This window comes from Mucilaginibacter sediminis, assembly GCF_051903035.1.
Taxonomy (GTDB): domain Bacteria; phylum Bacteroidota; class Bacteroidia; order Sphingobacteriales; family Sphingobacteriaceae; genus Mucilaginibacter.
In genome coordinates this window covers 57,541-76,592 of the sequence record NZ_CP170602.1, presented here as the reverse complement: position 1 = coordinate 76,592, position 19,052 = coordinate 57,541, and the positions used below count along the sequence as shown (strand labels likewise).

7 protein-coding genes are annotated in these 19,052 nt (G+C 43.1%); all 7 read right to left on the bottom strand.

The annotated features are described in order from the left end of the window. Nucleotides 1-138: 138 nt before the first annotated feature. A complete protein-coding gene (locus ACFGVS_RS00295; RefSeq protein ID WP_439696957.1) occupies nt 139-3,474 on the bottom strand; it encodes a VCBS repeat-containing protein in 3,336 nt (1,111 codons plus the stop codon). A gap of 8 nt (nt 3,475-3,482) precedes the next feature. Continuing rightward, a complete protein-coding gene (locus tag ACFGVS_RS00290) occupies nt 3,483-5,309 on the bottom strand; it encodes a glycoside hydrolase family 35 protein (protein WP_274208742.1) in 1,827 nt (608 codons plus the stop codon). Nucleotides 5,310-5,356: 47 nt separating this feature from the next. After that, the gene (locus tag ACFGVS_RS00285) at nt 5,357-7,783 is read right to left on the bottom strand and encodes a glycoside hydrolase family 2 TIM barrel-domain containing protein (protein ID WP_439696956.1); all 2,427 of its coding nucleotides are present in this window, start codon (nt 7,781-7,783) and stop codon (nt 5,357-5,359) included. Between the two features lie 143 nt (nt 7,784-7,926). After that, a complete protein-coding gene (locus tag ACFGVS_RS00280) occupies nt 7,927-9,426 on the bottom strand; it encodes an RICIN domain-containing protein (RefSeq protein ID WP_439696955.1) in 1,500 nt (499 codons plus the stop codon). 153 nt (nt 9,427-9,579) lie between these two features. Beyond that, nucleotides 9,580-11,280 (bottom strand): RagB/SusD family nutrient uptake outer membrane protein, encoded by a 1,701-nt coding sequence (locus tag ACFGVS_RS00275; RefSeq protein ID WP_439696954.1) that lies wholly within the window; start codon nt 11,278-11,280, stop codon nt 9,580-9,582. Between the two features lie 13 nt (nt 11,281-11,293). After that, entirely contained in the window at nt 11,294-14,470 is a 3,177-nt protein-coding gene (locus ACFGVS_RS00270; RefSeq protein ID WP_439696953.1) for a SusC/RagA family TonB-linked outer membrane protein, read from the bottom strand. A gap of 290 nt (nt 14,471-14,760) precedes the next feature. Then, the gene (locus ACFGVS_RS00265) at nt 14,761-18,936 is read right to left on the bottom strand and encodes a hybrid sensor histidine kinase/response regulator transcription factor (protein WP_439696952.1); all 4,176 of its coding nucleotides are present in this window, start codon (nt 18,934-18,936) and stop codon (nt 14,761-14,763) included. Nucleotides 18,937-19,052 lie beyond the last annotated feature (116 nt).

The window sequence follows — 19,052 nt, the reverse complement described above, 5'->3', positions numbered from 1 at the left end:
GCCGGAGCACATTGGGTCGATTAGCGCCGAAGGCTAAACTGCTATGCCTTTAAACAAGCAAATCCCGGGTGCAAGTAGCATCCGGGATTCGTCTGTATATATATATATGTAACGGTGTCGGGAATAAATCGACAACTATTACCGGTAAGCTTTTACGCCCACGCCGTTAATTCCAAATAAATACAAATCATTTACTTTTAAAACCGCCCTTACATCGCCGGGTAATTTAAACCCTGATTTTTGCTGGGGCAAATAGTTAAATGTTCCGTTGCCATTTCCTTTGAGTAATACTCCATAATTGGCGTCGTACTTACCAAACTTTACCCTTGCATGGTTAATGTTTCCGCATAATAAAAGATCGGTTTGGCCATCTTTGTCATAATCCAAACTTGTTATAGTAAACACCGGCCCGTACTGTGCCTGCAATGGCAAGGCTATTGGGTGTAGTTTACCCTTGTTGTTGCTTACAAAGCACATGGTTGAAAGGCAATTTGCCGACAGGTGCCCTGCTCCTTTCATTTCTTCGGGGGTAAAAATCTTGTCGATAGTTGCATCAGCATAACTGTTATAGTCCGGGAACCGGCCACGCATCATGCTTATCTGGTCAAGCATTTCATCGCGGCTAACATAAGGGTAACTTTTATGCTGGATGTAAAAACATAGTATCGGGTCAATTGATCCGTTATCGTCAAAATCTTTGTAATACATTTCGGCAGGCTCCCTATCGGTTGCTTTGCATTGTGTATTGAGGCCCATGTTACCGGCAATAAGATCAGGGTGGCCGTCATGGTTAACGTCGCTCACGGTTAAACAGTTCCACCAGCCTGTGTATTTTTTGTCAAAATACTTAGCGGTGGCATCGGTGAGTTTGCCGTTGTTGTTTTCAAAAACGGTTATTGGCATCCATTCGCCAACTACGACCAGGTCGGGCTTGTTGTCGCCATTCATATCTACCCAGGCGGCATCAGTAACCATCCCTATCCTTTTCAAAGCAGGATTTAATTTTGTTGTGGCATCTGTAAAATGGCCTTTACCATCATTTAGCAGCACATAACTTTCGGGCGCCTCGGGGTACCGGCCTGGTATTACCCTGCCACCAACAAACAAATCGGGGTACCCATCACCATTAATATCGGCCACTTTAACACAGCTTTTGCTGCCCGTCATTTTAGGCAGGGCATTAGTTGATTCCGTAAAATTCCCTGAACCGTCATTTATATATAACCTGTCCTGTAAAGCAGCATCATCGGGCATATAATTGTGGTATCCACCGGCGCATACATATAAATCGGGCTTGCCATCGTTGTTGGCATCAAAAAAAACTGCGGCGGCATCGGTACTGGTTTTACGGGATTCAAAAGCAGTTTCTTTTTTTAATGTGAAACCTCCTCCTTTTTGCTGAAGATATAAAGCACCGGGGCTACCGTTGTCGCCGCCTACGTAAACATCCTCCAGCCCATCGTGATTTACATCGGCCTTGGCCATGCATGGACCGTTGTAAGATAGCGGATTAACCAACAGCGGTTGCCGTTTAAAATCATTAACCAGGCTCATGGTGCTATGATACTTAACCGGCGATGGCACTTCAGTAAACAAAGGTTCTGCTATATTTTGCGCGAGATAAGGTGCTGCCGCGTCTTTTTCGGACAGCGTAATAATCTGGTTTGATTTGACGTTTTTCACCACTTGCGCTTTACCGCTTTGCCATATAATACGCAGCGAATCCAGTTCCTTAGCTCCGCCTAAGCCAAAATGCAATACCGTCGATACAGTAGATTCATACCCACGGGTGGGCATTTGTTCAAGATATTGCTTTTTATCGGCTGCATAAATTATAACTTTTGCGCCAATACCCTCGGTGTTTTTATTTGACCCTTTTAGCCGTACCGACAGGTAATGATTTTTATTTTGCTGTACCGACTGGTTTTCGTAGATGAATGCCGGCTTATTCACATTGTTAATCACCAGGTCAAGGTCGCCATCATTATCCAGGTCGGCGTATGCGGCGCCATTGCTGTTTGATGGTTGGGTTATCCCCCATTGTGCGCTTGTGTTGGCAAACGTGAGATCGGCGTTATTTTTGAAAAAGTAACTCTTTACTTCCGACGATGGCATTTGGCTAACCAGGTTCAAAAGATCCTGCCGCATTACACGCCTGTCGCTTAATTTATCGCCGGCATATTTCAAAAAATCCATGTTGGTGTAATCGCGGGTATAACCGTTGCTTACAAAAAGATCTTTCCAGCCATCGTTGTCATAATCTGCAAATAAGGGAGCCCAGCTCCAATCGGTATTTGATATACCCGATAGTTGCCCAATTTCGCTGAATGTGTTGTTACCATTATTTACATGCAACATATTACGCATATACTGGTAGTAAAAACCAACTTTAAGGTTAAGGTTAAAAGCTTCGTAATTATCCGATGCGAATAACATTTTTTGCCTTTTGTTATCTTCCGGCAGCATATCCAATGTGTAGATATCGGGGCTAAGGTCATTATTAATATCTGCTACATCGTTACCCATTGATGAAAACGACGTGTGTCCCAGTTGTCTGGACAGTTCGTCGGTAAATTTTCCATTTTTATTATTGAGGTACAGCCTATCCGGCACATTGTAATCATTGGATATGTATATGTCGGGGTAGCCATCACCATTAATATCGGCAATACCTGCGCCCAAGCCATACGATAACGAAGTGTTTACAATACCCGACTCGCTGGTTATATCCTGAAAATGTCCGTTATCATTGCGGAACAACCTAATGCCCGACTCAAGGTCGGTTTTACTCATGAGACTGCTTATGGTAATCTCGTCAATGCTATTTGGGCGTTTAGGATTGTGGTTTACCAGTAACATATCCAGGTCGCCATCTCTGTCATAATCAAAAAAATAGGCCTGTGTGCTAAAAGAGGGAAAATTGAGACCATAATCTGCCGCCATTTCTTTAAATACCGGCGTGCCGTTACTATCATTCCCCTGGTTTATAAACAGCTCATTAACTCTTTTTTCGGCGCTTAATTTCCCCGAATAGCAAACGTAAATATCAATTTTTCCGTCGCCATTAATGTCAACCAAACTTACACCCGTTTTCCAGGGGCCTGGGCGCCCTGCCACGCCTGCAGCGGCGGTAACATCGGTAAACTGTAAATGACCTTTGTTCAAATACAATTTATTATCGGTCATGTTACCAGTAAAGTACAGGTCTTGTAAGCCATCGCCGTTCAGATCGCCAATGGCGACCCCTCCACCGTTATAAAAATACTCATACATTAACACGTTGGTATTTAAGCCTTCGGTTAAAGTATTGCTGAAATCGACATGGGTTTCTTCTGGTTTTAGCAAACGAAACAATGTATCACCTGGCTTATCGGCGCTGGATGACGATTTACAACCTGCCAAAACAATAAAAGCAAGCAATACCAGGAGATACCCCTGCTTTTGCCTGCTTTGCTTACCTGATATTTTTAACATTTGATGAGTTACTGAAGCTGGTCAAGAATTGGTTTATCCAACCCGTCTATCACATTTACCGACGGTTTAATCAGTTCTAAAACTACAATATTATTGTTACTTTTTTTCAACCACTCGGCAGGTAAATATAATGTTTGTTGCGGCCCGTTATTCCAATAACGCCCTAAGTTATGTCCGTTTACCCAAACCACGCCTTTACCCCATTTACTCATATCCAAATAGGTATCGGCAACTTCGGCCAGTTTAAAAGTTCCAGTTTTAATTACCGGCTCATTTGCCCTTAGCTTGCCTGCTTTGGGCTTTATTTTGCTGATATCGTCAAACGGTAAACCAAACATTTTCCAGTTGGTTATTTCGGTTCCCGCAAAAGTTACATTTTCGGTTATACCCTTGGTATTCTTCAATAAATAAGGCCCAAAATTGATACGGCCCAGATTTTCGACCAGGATATCCAGTTGTACTTTTCCTTTTGGCAAATTAGCTAACAGGCTATCCTGTTTCAGCCTCCTGTCCAGGATACCTACGCGTTTGCCGTTTACAAATACAATCCCATAATCGCGCAGACCATTTACTTTGATGATACCTTTTTTACCACCATTGATGGTAGTACGGTACAAAACAAAACCATAGGCCTGGTTAAGGTCTTCAAAAGTTAAGGGTGTTTTGCTAAGTTTGGCAGCTGGCAGTATATCAAACAAACCTGTTGTTTGGCTGAGCTTAACGGCCGGAAGGTTCATAACCGGTTTGGCAGCTGGTACATCAGGCAGTGTTTGGCCGGCCGGAAGGTGTTTCTTGATTACCTCTCTAAACTTATTATATTTATCGGTAGCATTACCAGCCTCATTTAACGGGGCATCATAGTCATAGCTGCTAATTTGCGGCTCATAGGGATCCTTGTCGTTGTAGTTGGCGCCGTTCATGAAGCCACGGGTTGTGCCACCATGAAACATGTACATGTTGATAGAAAGCCCTGCGGCCAAAACCGAGTCTAATTTACCCAGGTATTTTTCTGCAGGTACGGTATGGTGTTTTGTTCCCCACCAATCAAACCAGGCTGGGTACCATTCAGCAATAAAGAACGGGCCTTTACCATCATGGTTTTCTTTAATCAGCCTTTTTACTTTTGCCACGTCATCAACACCGTTAATCGCCGGCAGTAACCCGGGAAGGTGCCCGTCTTTAATAGCAGCTTCAGGGTCGCAGGTATATAGCTGTCCATCAAAACCGGCGTCGATAAACATTTTACGGTTTAGCGCCAGGTAATCTTTATCGTTGGAGTATGATCCGTATTCATTTTCTATTTGCACCATTAAAACGTTGCCGCCATGGTTTACCTGTAAGGGGGCAAGCTGTTTGCCCACCTCTTTAATATATTGCTCATATTCTTTTAAATATGTCGGTTCTTTACTGCGCACTACCAGGCCTTTTTCTTTTTCCAGCCAGTAAGGATATCCGCCAAATTCCCATTCAGCGCAAACGTACGGGCTTGGGCGTAAAATAACCCACAAGCCTTCTTCCTTCGCCATTTTTACAAACGCGGCTACATCATTATTACCGGTAAAATCAAAATGCCCTTTTTGTGGTTCATGAACATTCCAGAAAACATAAGTACCTATTGTGTTTAACCCCATTGCTTTTGCCATTTTCATACGCTGACGCCAGGCTTCGCGCGGTACGCGGGGGTAATGCATTTCGCCGGATATAATTTGCAATGGTTTGCCATCCAGCAAAAATGTGCTATCGGTTAATGCAAAAGTATGTTTGGCCATTTGCGCATTCGCGCTGATGCCACATAGTAGAATAACGGGTAAAATTAATAGTTTAAAAAATTTCATAAATTAAAAAAATGCAGGCAATTGTTTATTAGGGTTGACGATAGAAGCTATTTTGTGGTTAAAGTGATTGATGCAGACTTAAGCCCGGCAGCGCTAAACTGCACGGTGGTTTTGCCCGGCTTGCCGGTTGTTTGTATATAGGCCAACAGGCGGCCTTTCAAAACCTTGCTGGTATTTGACTGATAGTTTTCATGACTGGTGGTACTCCCGCTTTCTAATCCCAATAATTTAGCGGGACCGGTTAGCTTTACCACAACTTCATTGTCGGCATTAGCTACCAAGACTCCATTTTTATCGGTAACCTGTACCTCTACCTGGCTTAATCCTTTTGTTTTGGTGTTAAATATTGTGCCATCGGCAATTATTTTGATATCAGAAGCCTCACCGGCTGTTTTTAAAGTGTAGCTGGCTGCTTCAATTCCGTTATTATAGCCTTTTACCAGTAGTTCTCCCGGCTCATAATCAACCGCCCATGATGGTATTTGGCCTTTAGCATCGGCGCGTGAAATTTTACCGAGCGATTTGCCATTTAAAAACAATTCTGATTCCTGACAATTGGTAAAACAATCAACCCTTATTTTACTGCCGGCCGGCCAGTTCCATACGGGCTCAATGGCTTTGTGGCTCCAGATACCTTTATCTTCCTGTTGCGTAATAGGCTTGACGCCAATAAAAACCATCGGCTTATCAGCCCAAAGGCTTTGCCTGTAAAAGTATTCGGGCTTTTTAAAGCCGGCCAGGTTAATAAGCCCTGCCCCGTTGCTGCGCTGTGGCCATTTACCGGCCTCGCCCAGGTAGTCAATCCCTGTCCAAAGGTATTGGGCAGATATGTATTCGTTACTGTCAACCGCAGTCCAGGCCTGTCGTTGCATGCCGTTCTCGCTGCCATAAATAATGCGGTTGGGGTATTTTTTATGATCATCGGCGTAACGGTACTCCTGGTAATTATAGCCTACAACATCAAGTTCTTCCGGGTAACCTACCTCGTTCGACATCACTACTCCCGCAAGCGCTGCAGTAACCGGGCGGGTAGTATCAATTGCCTTAACAGTCTTAACCAGCTGTTTGGCAATTACGGTTAACCCACTTGCAGCAGGATGATCAGGCAGGTAGCCTTTACCATAAATCTGCGGATTTTTACCTGTGTTTAATACTTCGTGGGTGTATGGATCATTAGGGTAATCAATTTCGTTTCCAATACTCCACATAATAATGGACGGATGGTTGCGGGCACGTAATACCATATCGGATAGATCGCGAGTAGCCCATTCCTTAAAATATTCGTGATAGCCATCTTTAGATGGGGTGCCTACATTCCATCCTTTAACCCACTTATTTTTGCCCAGTTCCCACTCGTCAAATGCTTCATCCATTACTAAGAAGCCCATTTTATCGCACAGGTCGTATAAATAATCGGCGTGAGGGTTATGGCTCAGGCGCAGTGAATTAACCCCGGCGTCTTTTAATATTTTTAAACGGCGCACCCAAACTTCCCGCGGAACGGCTACGCCCAAAGCACCGGCATCGTCATGGATACATACGCCTTTTAGTTTGGTACTTTTATCATTTAAAAAGAACCCTTGATCTTTATCAAAACGGATGTTGCGGATACCTACCGCCTGGTTTACAGCATCAATTTGTTTGCCGTTGCGGCTTAGCTGTACCTGTAATTGGTATAGTTCCGGGTGTTCAACATCCCATAAATGAGGAGACGATACTTCGGCATCAAAACTTGTTTCGTGTTTGCCAGGTTTTACCTTAACCTGCTTTTGTACAGCTGCGGCAATTTTACCGGTATTATCAACCAGGTTTATTTTAATGCCGATAGCTGCCTGGGTTGCTGTGCCGTTGCTGATGTTTACTTTTAGGTTGATGTCCGCTTTATCTGCAGATATTTTTGGTGTAGTAAAAGCCACATCCCACAGATCCACATGGACCGGATTTTTAACCACCAGGTAAACGTTGCGGTAGATTCCAGAACCTGTATACCACCTTGAATCGGCAAACTCACTATGATCTGCCTTTACAGTTACTATATTTTGTCCCTTGTAATTAAGGTATTTTGAAAGTTCATACTGAAACGGAATAAATCCGTTGGGGCGCTTGCCCAGGTAATGGCCGTTTATCCAAACTTCGCTGTTTTTGTAAACGCCATCAAAGTAAATGTAAACCTGTTTGCCTTGCCATCCGGCTTCGGCGTTAAATGTCTTTTTGTACCAGCCTATGCCACCGGGTAAATAGCCCGTGGCGCTGGCCCAGTCCTCACTAAAGGGTCCTTCAATACTCCAATCGTGCGGCAAATCAACGGCTTTCCATAAAACACCGGCTGCGCCGCCTTTATCGCCATTGGTAATATCCCCTTTATGGAACCCCCATCCCGAATTAAACAATATCGGCCTGGATTTATCTTGCGCAAACAAACCCGCCGGAAGCGTTACCAGTAAAAAAAAGCAGATGACGTTTTTAATATTCATGTTTAGTAACCGTATTATTTTTTGTTTAAAGTGTTGAGTTATGAGTATCGAGTCAAAAAACAACAAATCAAATTTGCGGCTTAAGACCAAATACTCATTACTCAAAATTCAGACCTCAACATTCAAGACTCAGAACTTAAAATTTACTGTTGTACAATTTGCCATTGCTGGTTATTACCGCCATTCCATGGCCACTGAATAATGCCGGCACCATTGGTGGTTACGCCGCCATTAACATCCAACACAAGCCCGCTATTGCGGTTAATTACTTTGTAAACGCCATCGGTTACGGCTGTAAACTGCCACTGTTGGTTATTGCCGCCATTCCACGGCCATTGAATAATGCTTGCGCCGTTGGCGGTTGATGCGCTGTTAACATCAAGTGCCAGTGTACTGTTACGGTTGGTTACTTTGTAGTACCCGCCGCCATTGCTGGTTATTATCCATTGCTGGTTATTGCCTCCGTTTTGCGGCCATTGTATTATACCCGCGCCATTAGCTGTCGACGAGCCATTTACATCTAAAGCCGAACCGCTGTTGACGTTTAACAAACGGTAGTAAGCTGTTGGGTAAAAGGTATCGGTACCACCTGCGCCCACGCCCCAGCAATATTTTAGCCGGCTTAAACCCGAAGCATTGGTGTTTGAAACGGTAAGGCTTGTACCTGTACCGCCCAAAGTTTCCATGGCATAGCTATCACCGGTGCGGATGCCAGGCCAGTAAACGCTGCCCATGCCAAATGCCCGTACCTGGTTGGTTAAGCCCTGCAGGTACGCAATTTCCTGATCGCCGCCTATGGCGCCGGTGTAATTTTTACCACCCGTCATGGGTACGCCAAACTCGGTTAATACCGCTCGGCTGCTGTAGCTGCCGATATTGCCCCGCAGCCTGCTTTCCCATTGCGCGGCAGTGGTGTTGGTGCCGTTGCTGAAAAAAGTATAATCATGTATAGATAACAAGCAACCACTAAAACGGCTATCGGCCCCAACGCCAGTAATATCCTGCGAGTAGGAAGTACCGCTAACCAAAATGCGGCCTTTTGGTATGGATGGATAATTGCTTAGCCATTGCGCGCAAATAGTTGTCCACGCGCTTAAAGTATAACCGTGTGGCTCGTTAAATATCTCGAAGTAAACGTGTGTGTTGCTGCCATATTTATTGACGATGGTTTGCCACATAGACCAAAACTGGGTTGTATTATCTATTACCCCATCCGCAGCCGACTTTGACTCCCAGCAACCTAATATTACGTTCATACCCTTGCTCAGGGCTTTATCAATTACTCCTGTATAGGAGTTCCACCAGGTTTGTGATACTGTTGGGTAATTTACCGGCAACCGCAGCGTATTTGCACCTGTGTTGGTTTGAAGGCCTGATATTACAGCATCGGCCTTTGCCGATACGGTGGCATAACTATCGGTTGATGCCAGGCCGCTTAAAACCAATATCCCATCGCTAAAGTTATCACCATCGCAAGCCCAGTTAACCCCTTTTAGCGCGCTTGCCGGGGTTGAATCAACAGTGAGGGGCTTATCCGGAGTGGTCACTTCTGTTTTTACAGGTTGAGTTGCAGGACTATTATCTTTTTTACAGCCGGTTATTAAAATACCCGCTGCGATTAGTAAACTAAATATTTTTTTCATGATTGATGTAGTTTCTTAGCCCCGTTAAAACAGAAGGGAGCAAGTAATACTCCCTTCTGTTTAGCCTCACCCTGCCCTCTCCAAAGGAGAGGGTTCTTGATTAGCCCATTTTTTAAGTCCTCTCCTTTGGAGAGGATTTAGGTGAGGCTCTTTTTAGTAACCTGCATTTTGCTGCAACTGACCACCAGATGCCTGTATCTCGGTGCGTGGTATTGGCAACCAATAATGTTTGGTTTGGAAACTGCGTCCATCCAATGCCACTTTAGGCGTATATGAAAATGTACCATTGGCATTTTTGGTGATTATTACACCTCCCGCCGGCTTGTTTTCGGTAACATCGGCAATTTTCCAACGGCGTACATCATAAAAACGATGTTCTTCAAATGCCAGCTCAACACGCCTTTCGTATCTAACAGCATCGCGCATTTGTGATTGGTTTAATCCGGCGGCTAATGCAGGCATATTAACACCCGGCCTTGCCCTGATCATATTGATAGCCTGCCTTGCCGACATGGTTGAACCAGCCGGAATAACATCGGCTCCGTAAGCTTCGTTGGCTGCTTCGGCAAAATTCAGCAGGATTTCGGCGTAACGGAAATAAATCCATGGATGAAAACCAGCATTACCCCAAGGGTTTTGAAGCGGGTAAGCATCGTCCATATATTTGCGTAAATAGTAACCTGTTTTAGTGGTATTCCAGTTGCTATCGCCATCTTTACTGTCTTTTCCACCCGGTATAAATGCTTCAACAGTACGCTCCCTGTATGGAGATCCGTTGTGTAATACAGTTGCATCAAACCTTGGGTCACGATGATCGTAAGGATGTGTTGGATCGTATCCTGATGTAGGATCGGTAATTGGCTTACCATTATCCATTTCATAATCATCAACTAAGTTTTGCAGCGGCGTATTACCGGCCCAACCGCCATAACCATTTGGCCCGTTGGCAATTTCCATGTGGGTATGGTTGGCATTTTTAGTGTACAAACGCTCAAAAATCACCTCGTTAGTTTCGTTAACTAAAAACATGTTATCATAACCGCCTGAATAAATACCGTATTTATTTAAGCTGATAACCGCTTGTGCCGCTGTTGCAGCATCGGCCCATGTGCCGGCATTATACAACGGACTTGCAGCATAAAGCTTTAGTCGTGATTTTAAAGCCAATGCAGCACCTTTGGTAGCACGGCCTAACAACCAGGTTCCGTCATTATTTAAAGGAAGCTTAGCAGCGGCATCATCAAGCTGAGCTGTAACATAATCAATGCTTTCTTTAATGGTTGCTCTTTTGAATAGGGATGGATCCTGTAAATTATCACCCAAATTTACCACCTTGTCGCCCATTAGCACTACCCCGCCATAATTGCGGATAAGGTCCTGGTAACGGAAAGCCCTGATAAATTTCAACTCACCTTCAATATGTGTTTTATGCCCGGCGCTTAAAGGCAGGTTTGGTAAAATGCTTAAAGCATAGTTACATTCCCTTATACTACGGTAACTCCGGGCCCAAAGCACGCCCGCTCCGCCTAAATTTTCGGGTGCCAATTGCCCGCGCTGTATGAGCCAGGTAGCATCATCGTTATTATAAATAGACTCATCGGTAAGGGAACTCCACATACTGTATTCAAAACCGCGGCCAAAACCCGGGTTTGATCCATCACCCTCTTTATCCTGTAACTTAGCACCGATATAACGATTGGTTACATAAGCCTCGAATACAGCCGTGTCCGATTGAATGGCAGATGTAGCAATCCTATCGGTAGGCTGCACATCTAATATATTTTTTTTACACGCTGTTGTACCCAGCATACCACACACCATTAAATACAGCGGGGCTTTATATTGTAGTTTCATGATTGTTTGCTAATTAAAATTTAACGTTAACACCTAAGTTGATAATTCGCTGCTGCGGATAAAACTGACCGCTGCCACTGGTTCCTTCAGGGTCATAATCCTTCACCTTGGTGATGGTGAACAAGTTGAACGCACTTGCATACACCCTTAAGCCGCCTACTTTAATTTTTGAAAGGAAAGCTGTATTGAAGTTATAACCCAACTGAACGTTTTTCAACCTGAAGAACGAAGCATCATTAAGCCAAAACGTACTGTTGTACTGGCCGCCGCTGATAGCGTTAGATGCACGATCTGTTACCCTTGGATAGGTTCCGTTTGGATTCGAGGCGCTAAACCTGTTATCGGCCCAGCTGCTGTAAAAGTTACCAATACTTCCCGATTCAGGTAAAACATATTGACTAACCTGCGCCTGGCCTGAAAACAATACCGAAAGATCGAAATTGCTGTAAGCCGCATTCAGCGTAAATCCATAAGTAATTTGTGGGATGTTACCGTATTTGGTTCGTGTTTGGTCATCGGCATTTATTTGACCGTCGCCGTTAAAGTCCTGGTATTTTAAGTCGCCAATTTTGGCGCCGGTAACATGCGGATAACTGTCAAGATCTGCCTGGGTACGGAAAATGCCTATGGCATTGTAAAGCAGGTAAGTATTCAAAGGCCTGCCGGTTTGGCGCTGATAACTTAAAGCACCACTGGCTTCATCAATAAAAACAATCTTGCTTTTAGCATAGGTTATGTTGCCGCTTACACCCCAGCTAAATTTATTAGTGGTGTGATTATAGCCCAGGGTTGCCTCAAAACCTTCGCTGTTTACTTTACCAATATTTTCCGACGGAACCAAAGGATCAGAACCGTATGGATTTACGATACCCGAAGTACCTGGCAACGACGCGTTCCTTGCAGCAAGGATGTCAGAACGTTTTTGTTTAAAGTATATGGCCTCAACTGTAAAGTCGTGCAGGAATGTAGCATTTACACCAATATCCAGCTTTTTGGCAACTTCCCAGGTAATGTTAGGGTTAGCCAGTTTTACCAGGTTAACGTTTGGCTGAATGGTATTTGACCCGCTGCCCGGAACGCTGGCTACAAAACCGTTGTTAACCAAAACATAATTGTCAAAATACTGGAAGCCGTTTACGTTGTCGTTACCTAACGAACCGTACGATGCCCTTAGTTTTAGATCATCAAAAAAGCTAACATTATCTTTAAACCAATTTTCTTTGGTGATCCTCCATCCTACTGATGCCGATGGGAAATAACCCCATTGCTTGCCAGAAGGGAATATCGAACTACCATCAGCACGAAGCTGGCCTTCAAATAAGTATTTTTCATCAAAGGCATATGCTAAACGGCTGATTACACTACGACGGTTATAGTTTGAGCTATAGCCCGAGTTCAGGTAATCTGTTGCGGCACTGCCACCCTGTGAAAGCTCGGGCAGTTGTGATGATAAATAGTTGTAGCGCGTGGCATCAAAATATTCAAGGTGATTTTTGCTTTGCTCGTAACCAACAAAAGCATTTACATCGTGCTTGCCAAATTTGCGTGCATAATTCAGCTTAATGTTTGAGGTAAGTAATGCCTGGTTGGTTTGCGACTCAAACAGTGTTGGAGCGTTGTTATTACCGCCAACCACATTTTTGTTGTAAGTTTTTGCATTGGCATCATAGCTGTACAGAATATAAGGCTTACTGAAGTTTTTGTCAAACGCATACGATTTATCAACAGAAAAGAATCCATCCAAAGACAAACCTTCAATACCCGGAAGTGCGTAACTGCCCTTTAAAATGCCATTAAACACCTGGGTAGGGTTATTGTTAACACCACCAATATCGGTTACCTGAACGGCCGGGTTGTTGTTTTCGATACCTGTTGTTGGCAATCCGTTTGGATAGTAGGCTGCAACAATAGGTTTTGCGCGGTACACAGAACGGAATACGTCGCCGGCGCCTACTTCAGGAAACTGCCTGTCTTCTTCCCTGCCTGAAAGTGACAAGCCTACTTTTAAACGTTTGGTAACATTAGCATCAATATTTGAACGGAAATTATACTGGTGATATTTGGTAACACCATTTTTGTATAAGCCATCCTGGTAAATAGTACCCAGCGAAACAAAGTATTTTACATCTTCGCTACCACCGGCAACCGAAAGACTATGCTGATTTTGTAAGGCAGTGCTTTTAAGTGTTTGCTTTTCCCAATCGGTATTAGGGTAATTTAATGGATCTGAACCGTCTTTAAATTTCTGGATCTGGTCTGCCGAGTACGACTGGTTTGGGCCTCCGCCAGGATTCGAGTCAAGGCTGATCTCATTCATGATTTGGGCATAAGTTGCAGCATCGGCCATTTTTGGCAAACGCGTTGGCGAACTGAAGCCCTGGTTAAAGCTGTAGTTAATGGTTGGCTTACCCGATTTACCACGTTTAGTGGTAACCAGGATAACACCATTTGCCGCCCTGTTACCGTATATGGCCGCCGATGCATCCTTCAACACCGACATACTTTCGATGTCATTAGGATCAAGCCTTTCCAAACCACCTATTTGGCCTGGCACGCCGTCAACCACTATCAGCACGTTGTTGCTTCCGGTAGTAGCCAAACCACGAATGGTGATGTTTGATCCATCGTATCCAGGCTCGCCGCTGCGGTTGTTAACAATAACGCCTGAGAATCTTCCGGCTAATGCGTTTGAAAGGTTGGGCTGCGGGCTTTTAACCAATTCCGAGCCCTTAACCTGGGAAATAGAACCGGTTAATGTAGCTTTCTTTTGTGTGCCGTAACCAACAACCACAACTTCGTTTAGTGATTTTGCATCGGCCTCTAATTTTACGTTGATAATTGTTTGGCCGTTAACGGGTACCTCCTGCCTGGTATAACCGATATAGGTAAAAACTAATGTGGCCGAAGCATCGGGCACGTTTAGTGTAAACTTACCGTTAATGTCGGTAATAACACCGGTAGTAGTACCTTTTAAAGTTACTGATACGCCTGGCAGGGTTTCACCTTTTTCGTCGGTTACAACACCGCTTATTTTAAGGTCTTGCTTGTTAACGTTTTTAACTCCCGCATATACCTGGGTTGGTATTGCAGTAGTAGTTAAACAAGCAATGGCCATACTTGTGGCTAATAAGAAAAGCCGGGGTAATCTTTTCCGGTGAGGGGAATGCTTTACGTGTAAATTTGATTTCATATTTTACTGGGTTTTCTAAATTCAGGATGTCGATCGAACGCATTTTCCGGGCAATTAAAACAGCTGCATCAAGCCGCGTAAACTCATGATTTTACAAAGCTTTTTACATGTTATTAAAATGGCCGGTAATGAATTACGATTTATCTCCGGTTAATTGGTAAGGCCAAAATGGGGTTAAATAGTAAAATTGAGTGAGGGGTAAATTCTCAATTAAATAGGGGGTAAATAAGCAAAACCCGCTTAAATACGTGATTTAAGCGGGTTTTGCTTAGGGGGTAAATTAATCACCATCAATTTTCTTTAATTACATCGCGGTTTACGTTGTAATTATTATGGAATGGTTTTCGGTATTTTTTGATGTAATCTGACGGGTTTACTCCAAACAGCTTATGAAACTGTTCCCTGAAATATTTAAGGTCATTTAGGCCCACTTTATAGGCGGTTTCATAAATGGTGCTATCGGTAGTTAACAGGATCTCGGCGGCCTTCCTTAATCGGATAAACCGGATAAAACTATTGGCAGATTGCCCCGAAATAGACTTAATACGCCGGTACAAATTGGAGTGGCTCATCCCTATTTCGGCAGCCAGTGTTTTTATACTGAACTCGGGGTCGGTTAAATGTCGTTCTACAATAACCAGGCACTTTTCTAAAAACTCTTTGTATTCCTGCGATATCTTCAGATCGTTTGATTTGAGGGTTATCTCGTTATAAAAGTATTTTTGCAGGTTGTTCCTGCTTTTCAAAATGCCGTTAACACGGGCTATTAATATTTCTTTTTCAAATGGCTTTGTAATATAATCGTCGGCACCGCCTTCAATCCCTTTTAATTTTATCTCGGCAGATGAACTTGCTGTTAACAAAATTACCGGTATGTGATTTAAAATAGGATCTTCCTTCACCCTATGGCAAACTTCGATACCGCTTAAACCCTGCATCATTACATCGCTGATAACAATATCCGGCACAAGCTGATAAACCAGCGCAAGCCCATCTGTACCATTGTCCGCCTCAAAAATCTCAAAGTCATCATTAAATATTTGCTTTAGGTAATCGCGGATTTGCTGATTATCTTCTATAAGCAGCATGGTTTTGGTATCAGAGCTCAGCGGATCGGCATTTTTGGCTTTTGCCTGTTTACCACCTGGGGCATCCGGTGTTAACTCCCCTTTATTTTCTATCAGTTCATCTAAAAAAACAGAGGTTTCAGCAACATCCTCAAAAACAAATTGCTGCCCAAAATGGGCTTTCCCCTTTAATAAACAAATATTGAAAACGGTGCCGCTACCGGGTTTACTTTCATAAGCAATTTTACCCTTATGGTTTTCAACAAACACTTTAACCAGGTACAAGCCAATACCAAACCCACCTGCCATGGGGGCAGCATTTTCAACCTGGTAAAACCTGTTAAATAGTTGCTCGCCCGTGCCTTCGGTTATGCCGCAGCCGTTGTCACGTATCTCAATCCTTACGTTGTCGGCTTCGTTTATTACCGTACAGCTTACAGCGCCGCGCTCCGGTGTAAACTTAAGGGCGTTTGATATCAAATTAAACAAAACAATCTCTATCTTCTCGCGGTCGGCAAATATTTCAATCGCGTCTGTTTGGCTTATAAAATCAAACTGTATTTGTTTTGTTTTGGCCTGGTGGTTAAAGCATAAAAAAACTTCGCGGCATAGGTTTACAATATTTAGCTTAACTAATTTTAGTTTATCGGTATCGCTTTCGGCTTTTCTGAACAGCAGTAACTGGTCAACAAGGCTTAATAGCCGCCTGGCATTTCTGTAAACAATGTGCAGGTTGCCCACATCGCCCTTATCTGCCGGACCAAACAACATATCCTTTACAGGGTTAATAATTAAGGTTAGCGGTGTTCTGAACTCGTGAGATATATTAGTAAAAAACGAAAGCTTCCGCTCATTCAGCTCTTTATCTTTTTCGGCCGAGAGCTGAGCTATTTTAATATCATATTTTAGCTTCGACTGGTTGGCCCTATATTGTATATAGTAATAAATAACAACTCCTATTGTAGCCAGGTAGCATAAATAAGCCCACCATGTTTTGTACCATGGAGGCAAAATTTTTATATGCAATGTTGCATAGTCATCCATCCAGATACCGTCCTGGTCGGCTGCTTTTACCTTAAAAACATAATCGCCGGCCCCCAGATAACGATAGGTTGCCGACCGCTGGTTACCCACATAGTTCCATGATTTATCAAGCCCATCCAGCCGATACGCAAAATTGCCTTTTTGAGGATAAACATAATTTAAAGCAGTGTATTGAATTGAAAACACCGATTGGTCTGGCTGAAGCGTAAGTTGAGCGGTTTCGCTAATGGTCTTTGATAATACGGTTTCGTCCTTGCCCTGGATGCCTACCTCTATCTGCTTATCAAAAATCTGCAAACCGGTTATCATTATCGGCGATTTGTAATGATTTTGATTTACTTTTTCGGGATCAAAAATATTAAGCCCTTCAGTTCCGCCAAAATACATCAGTTTACCCACGGTATCCATTACAACCGACCCGGCATTAAATTGCCCTGATTGTAATCCATCCGATTTATCGTAGTTGATTATTTTATTGGTATAAGTGTCAATACATGATAAACCCTGGTTGGTGCTAATCCAAACCGTGCCATTACCTGCTTCTTTTATAGCATTTATGGTATTGTTTGCCAGTCCGTTTTTTTCATTGAATTTTTTAAACGTTTTTGACTTAAGATTATACACAATCAGTCCATCGCCTTCGGTACCTATCCATAATTGATTTTTCTTATCAGGATAAAGTGAAAAAATGATCTGGCTCGGGAAATTCCTTTTTTCGGCATCATCCTTAAACAGCCGCGAAAACTTTTTTTGCGCAACATCATAGTATATCAATCCATTACCATAGGTACCTACAAACAAATTCCCTTTTTCGTCTTCGGCTATGGCCCGTACGTCATATGACCCAAAGCCACTGTTGGCCGGGGTGTAATTGGTAAACGTTTTGGTAGCAGGATTAAAAAGGCTCAATCCACCTCCGTTGGTACCAACCCACAAATTTTTATGTATATCCTGGTAAATAGCTCTTACATCATTCCCCCCGATACTTTTATTATCTGCTGCGTCATGGCTAAAGTTTGTGAACGAGTCTGTTTTTTTATTGTATAAAAAAAGCCCCCGTGCATAAGTGCCAAACCAAACATTCTTATTCCTATCCGTATAGCCGTACAAAAAAGCGCTATCCGTAAGGCCTCCAGGGCGGTTGTTGGCTTTGTATTGTTTAACCAGGCTTCCATCGGTCCGCATTTTAAAAATACCGTCGCCATCGGTACCAAGCCATAAATAGCCATCGCCGTCCTGGCACATTCCGTAAAACCGGACCCAACTTTCGCCACTTTTCTCAACCCTTTTCTTTTGGATATTAGTAAACCGCGCCTTGATATTACTTATCATTCCAATACCATCATCATAGGTGCCAAGCCAGGTATTTTTGTCCTTATCTATAAACAGGGTTTGAACAGAACGTTGTGTTATGTAATGATCATCATCGCCGGTAATTGGCAAAAGCGAAAAATTTATTGACGTTGGGTCCCGGTCTGTCAAAACCTTGTACACGCCGCCATCCTGTAAGCCAACCAGCAACTGGTTACTGCCATCTTCAATTATGGATAAATATCTTTTATTTTTAAAAGCAGGCTGGGCAGTTTGCAATTGCGAAAACATGTTTTTATCGCGGTTATAATATATAATACCCTTGCCTGTAGCTATCCATACATTGTGAAAATGATCTTCGAAAATATCGTTTATGCGCCCAACCATAAAGTTGTTTATAGGCACAGGCAGGTTTGCCTTATTGGCAACTACGCCATTTTTTTGATTAACTATATTGATACCGGCATTATCTGTACCTAACCAGAGCAAACCTTTTGAATCTTCGAGCAAGGCGGTTATCCGGTAACTTGACAACCCCGGCAGCGACTTGCTGTTGTAATTTTTAAATTTTAACGTTTGCGTATTAAAATAGGAAAAGCCTACGCCATATGATGCTATCCAAAGATTACCGTTGGTACTTTTGGCAATGTTGTTTACGGCATTTTTAACATTATTGCCATACGTGAATTTATAATGCGAGAATTTTTCGGTACGGGTATCAAGCCTGCTCAGGCCGCTCCTGGACGAAACCCAGATATATCCCTGTTTTCCTAAAATTATACTTTGTACAAAGTTGCTTGCCAATGAAGTTGAATCGCCCTGGCGAGATCTGAAAACCTTAAAGGTGGTACCATCAAAACGGTTAAGCCCCTCATTGGTGGCAAACCACATAAACCCTTTATTATCCTGCGTAATGCTATTTACGATGCCAAAAGAAAGCCCATCTTTTAACGAATATTTAAGCACCTTATTTTTTATAGGTGATTGGGCATAACCCCAAAGCGCAAAAATCAGTAAAGCAAATAGTATAATTATTTTCTTCATAAAAAATCAGGCGTCAACTGCACTCCATACTGCCCAATAACACACAATAACATAACCGCAAGTTACCAATTTGCAAATCGGCATGAAACCATTACGGCCACGAATTTTAGGTTCAA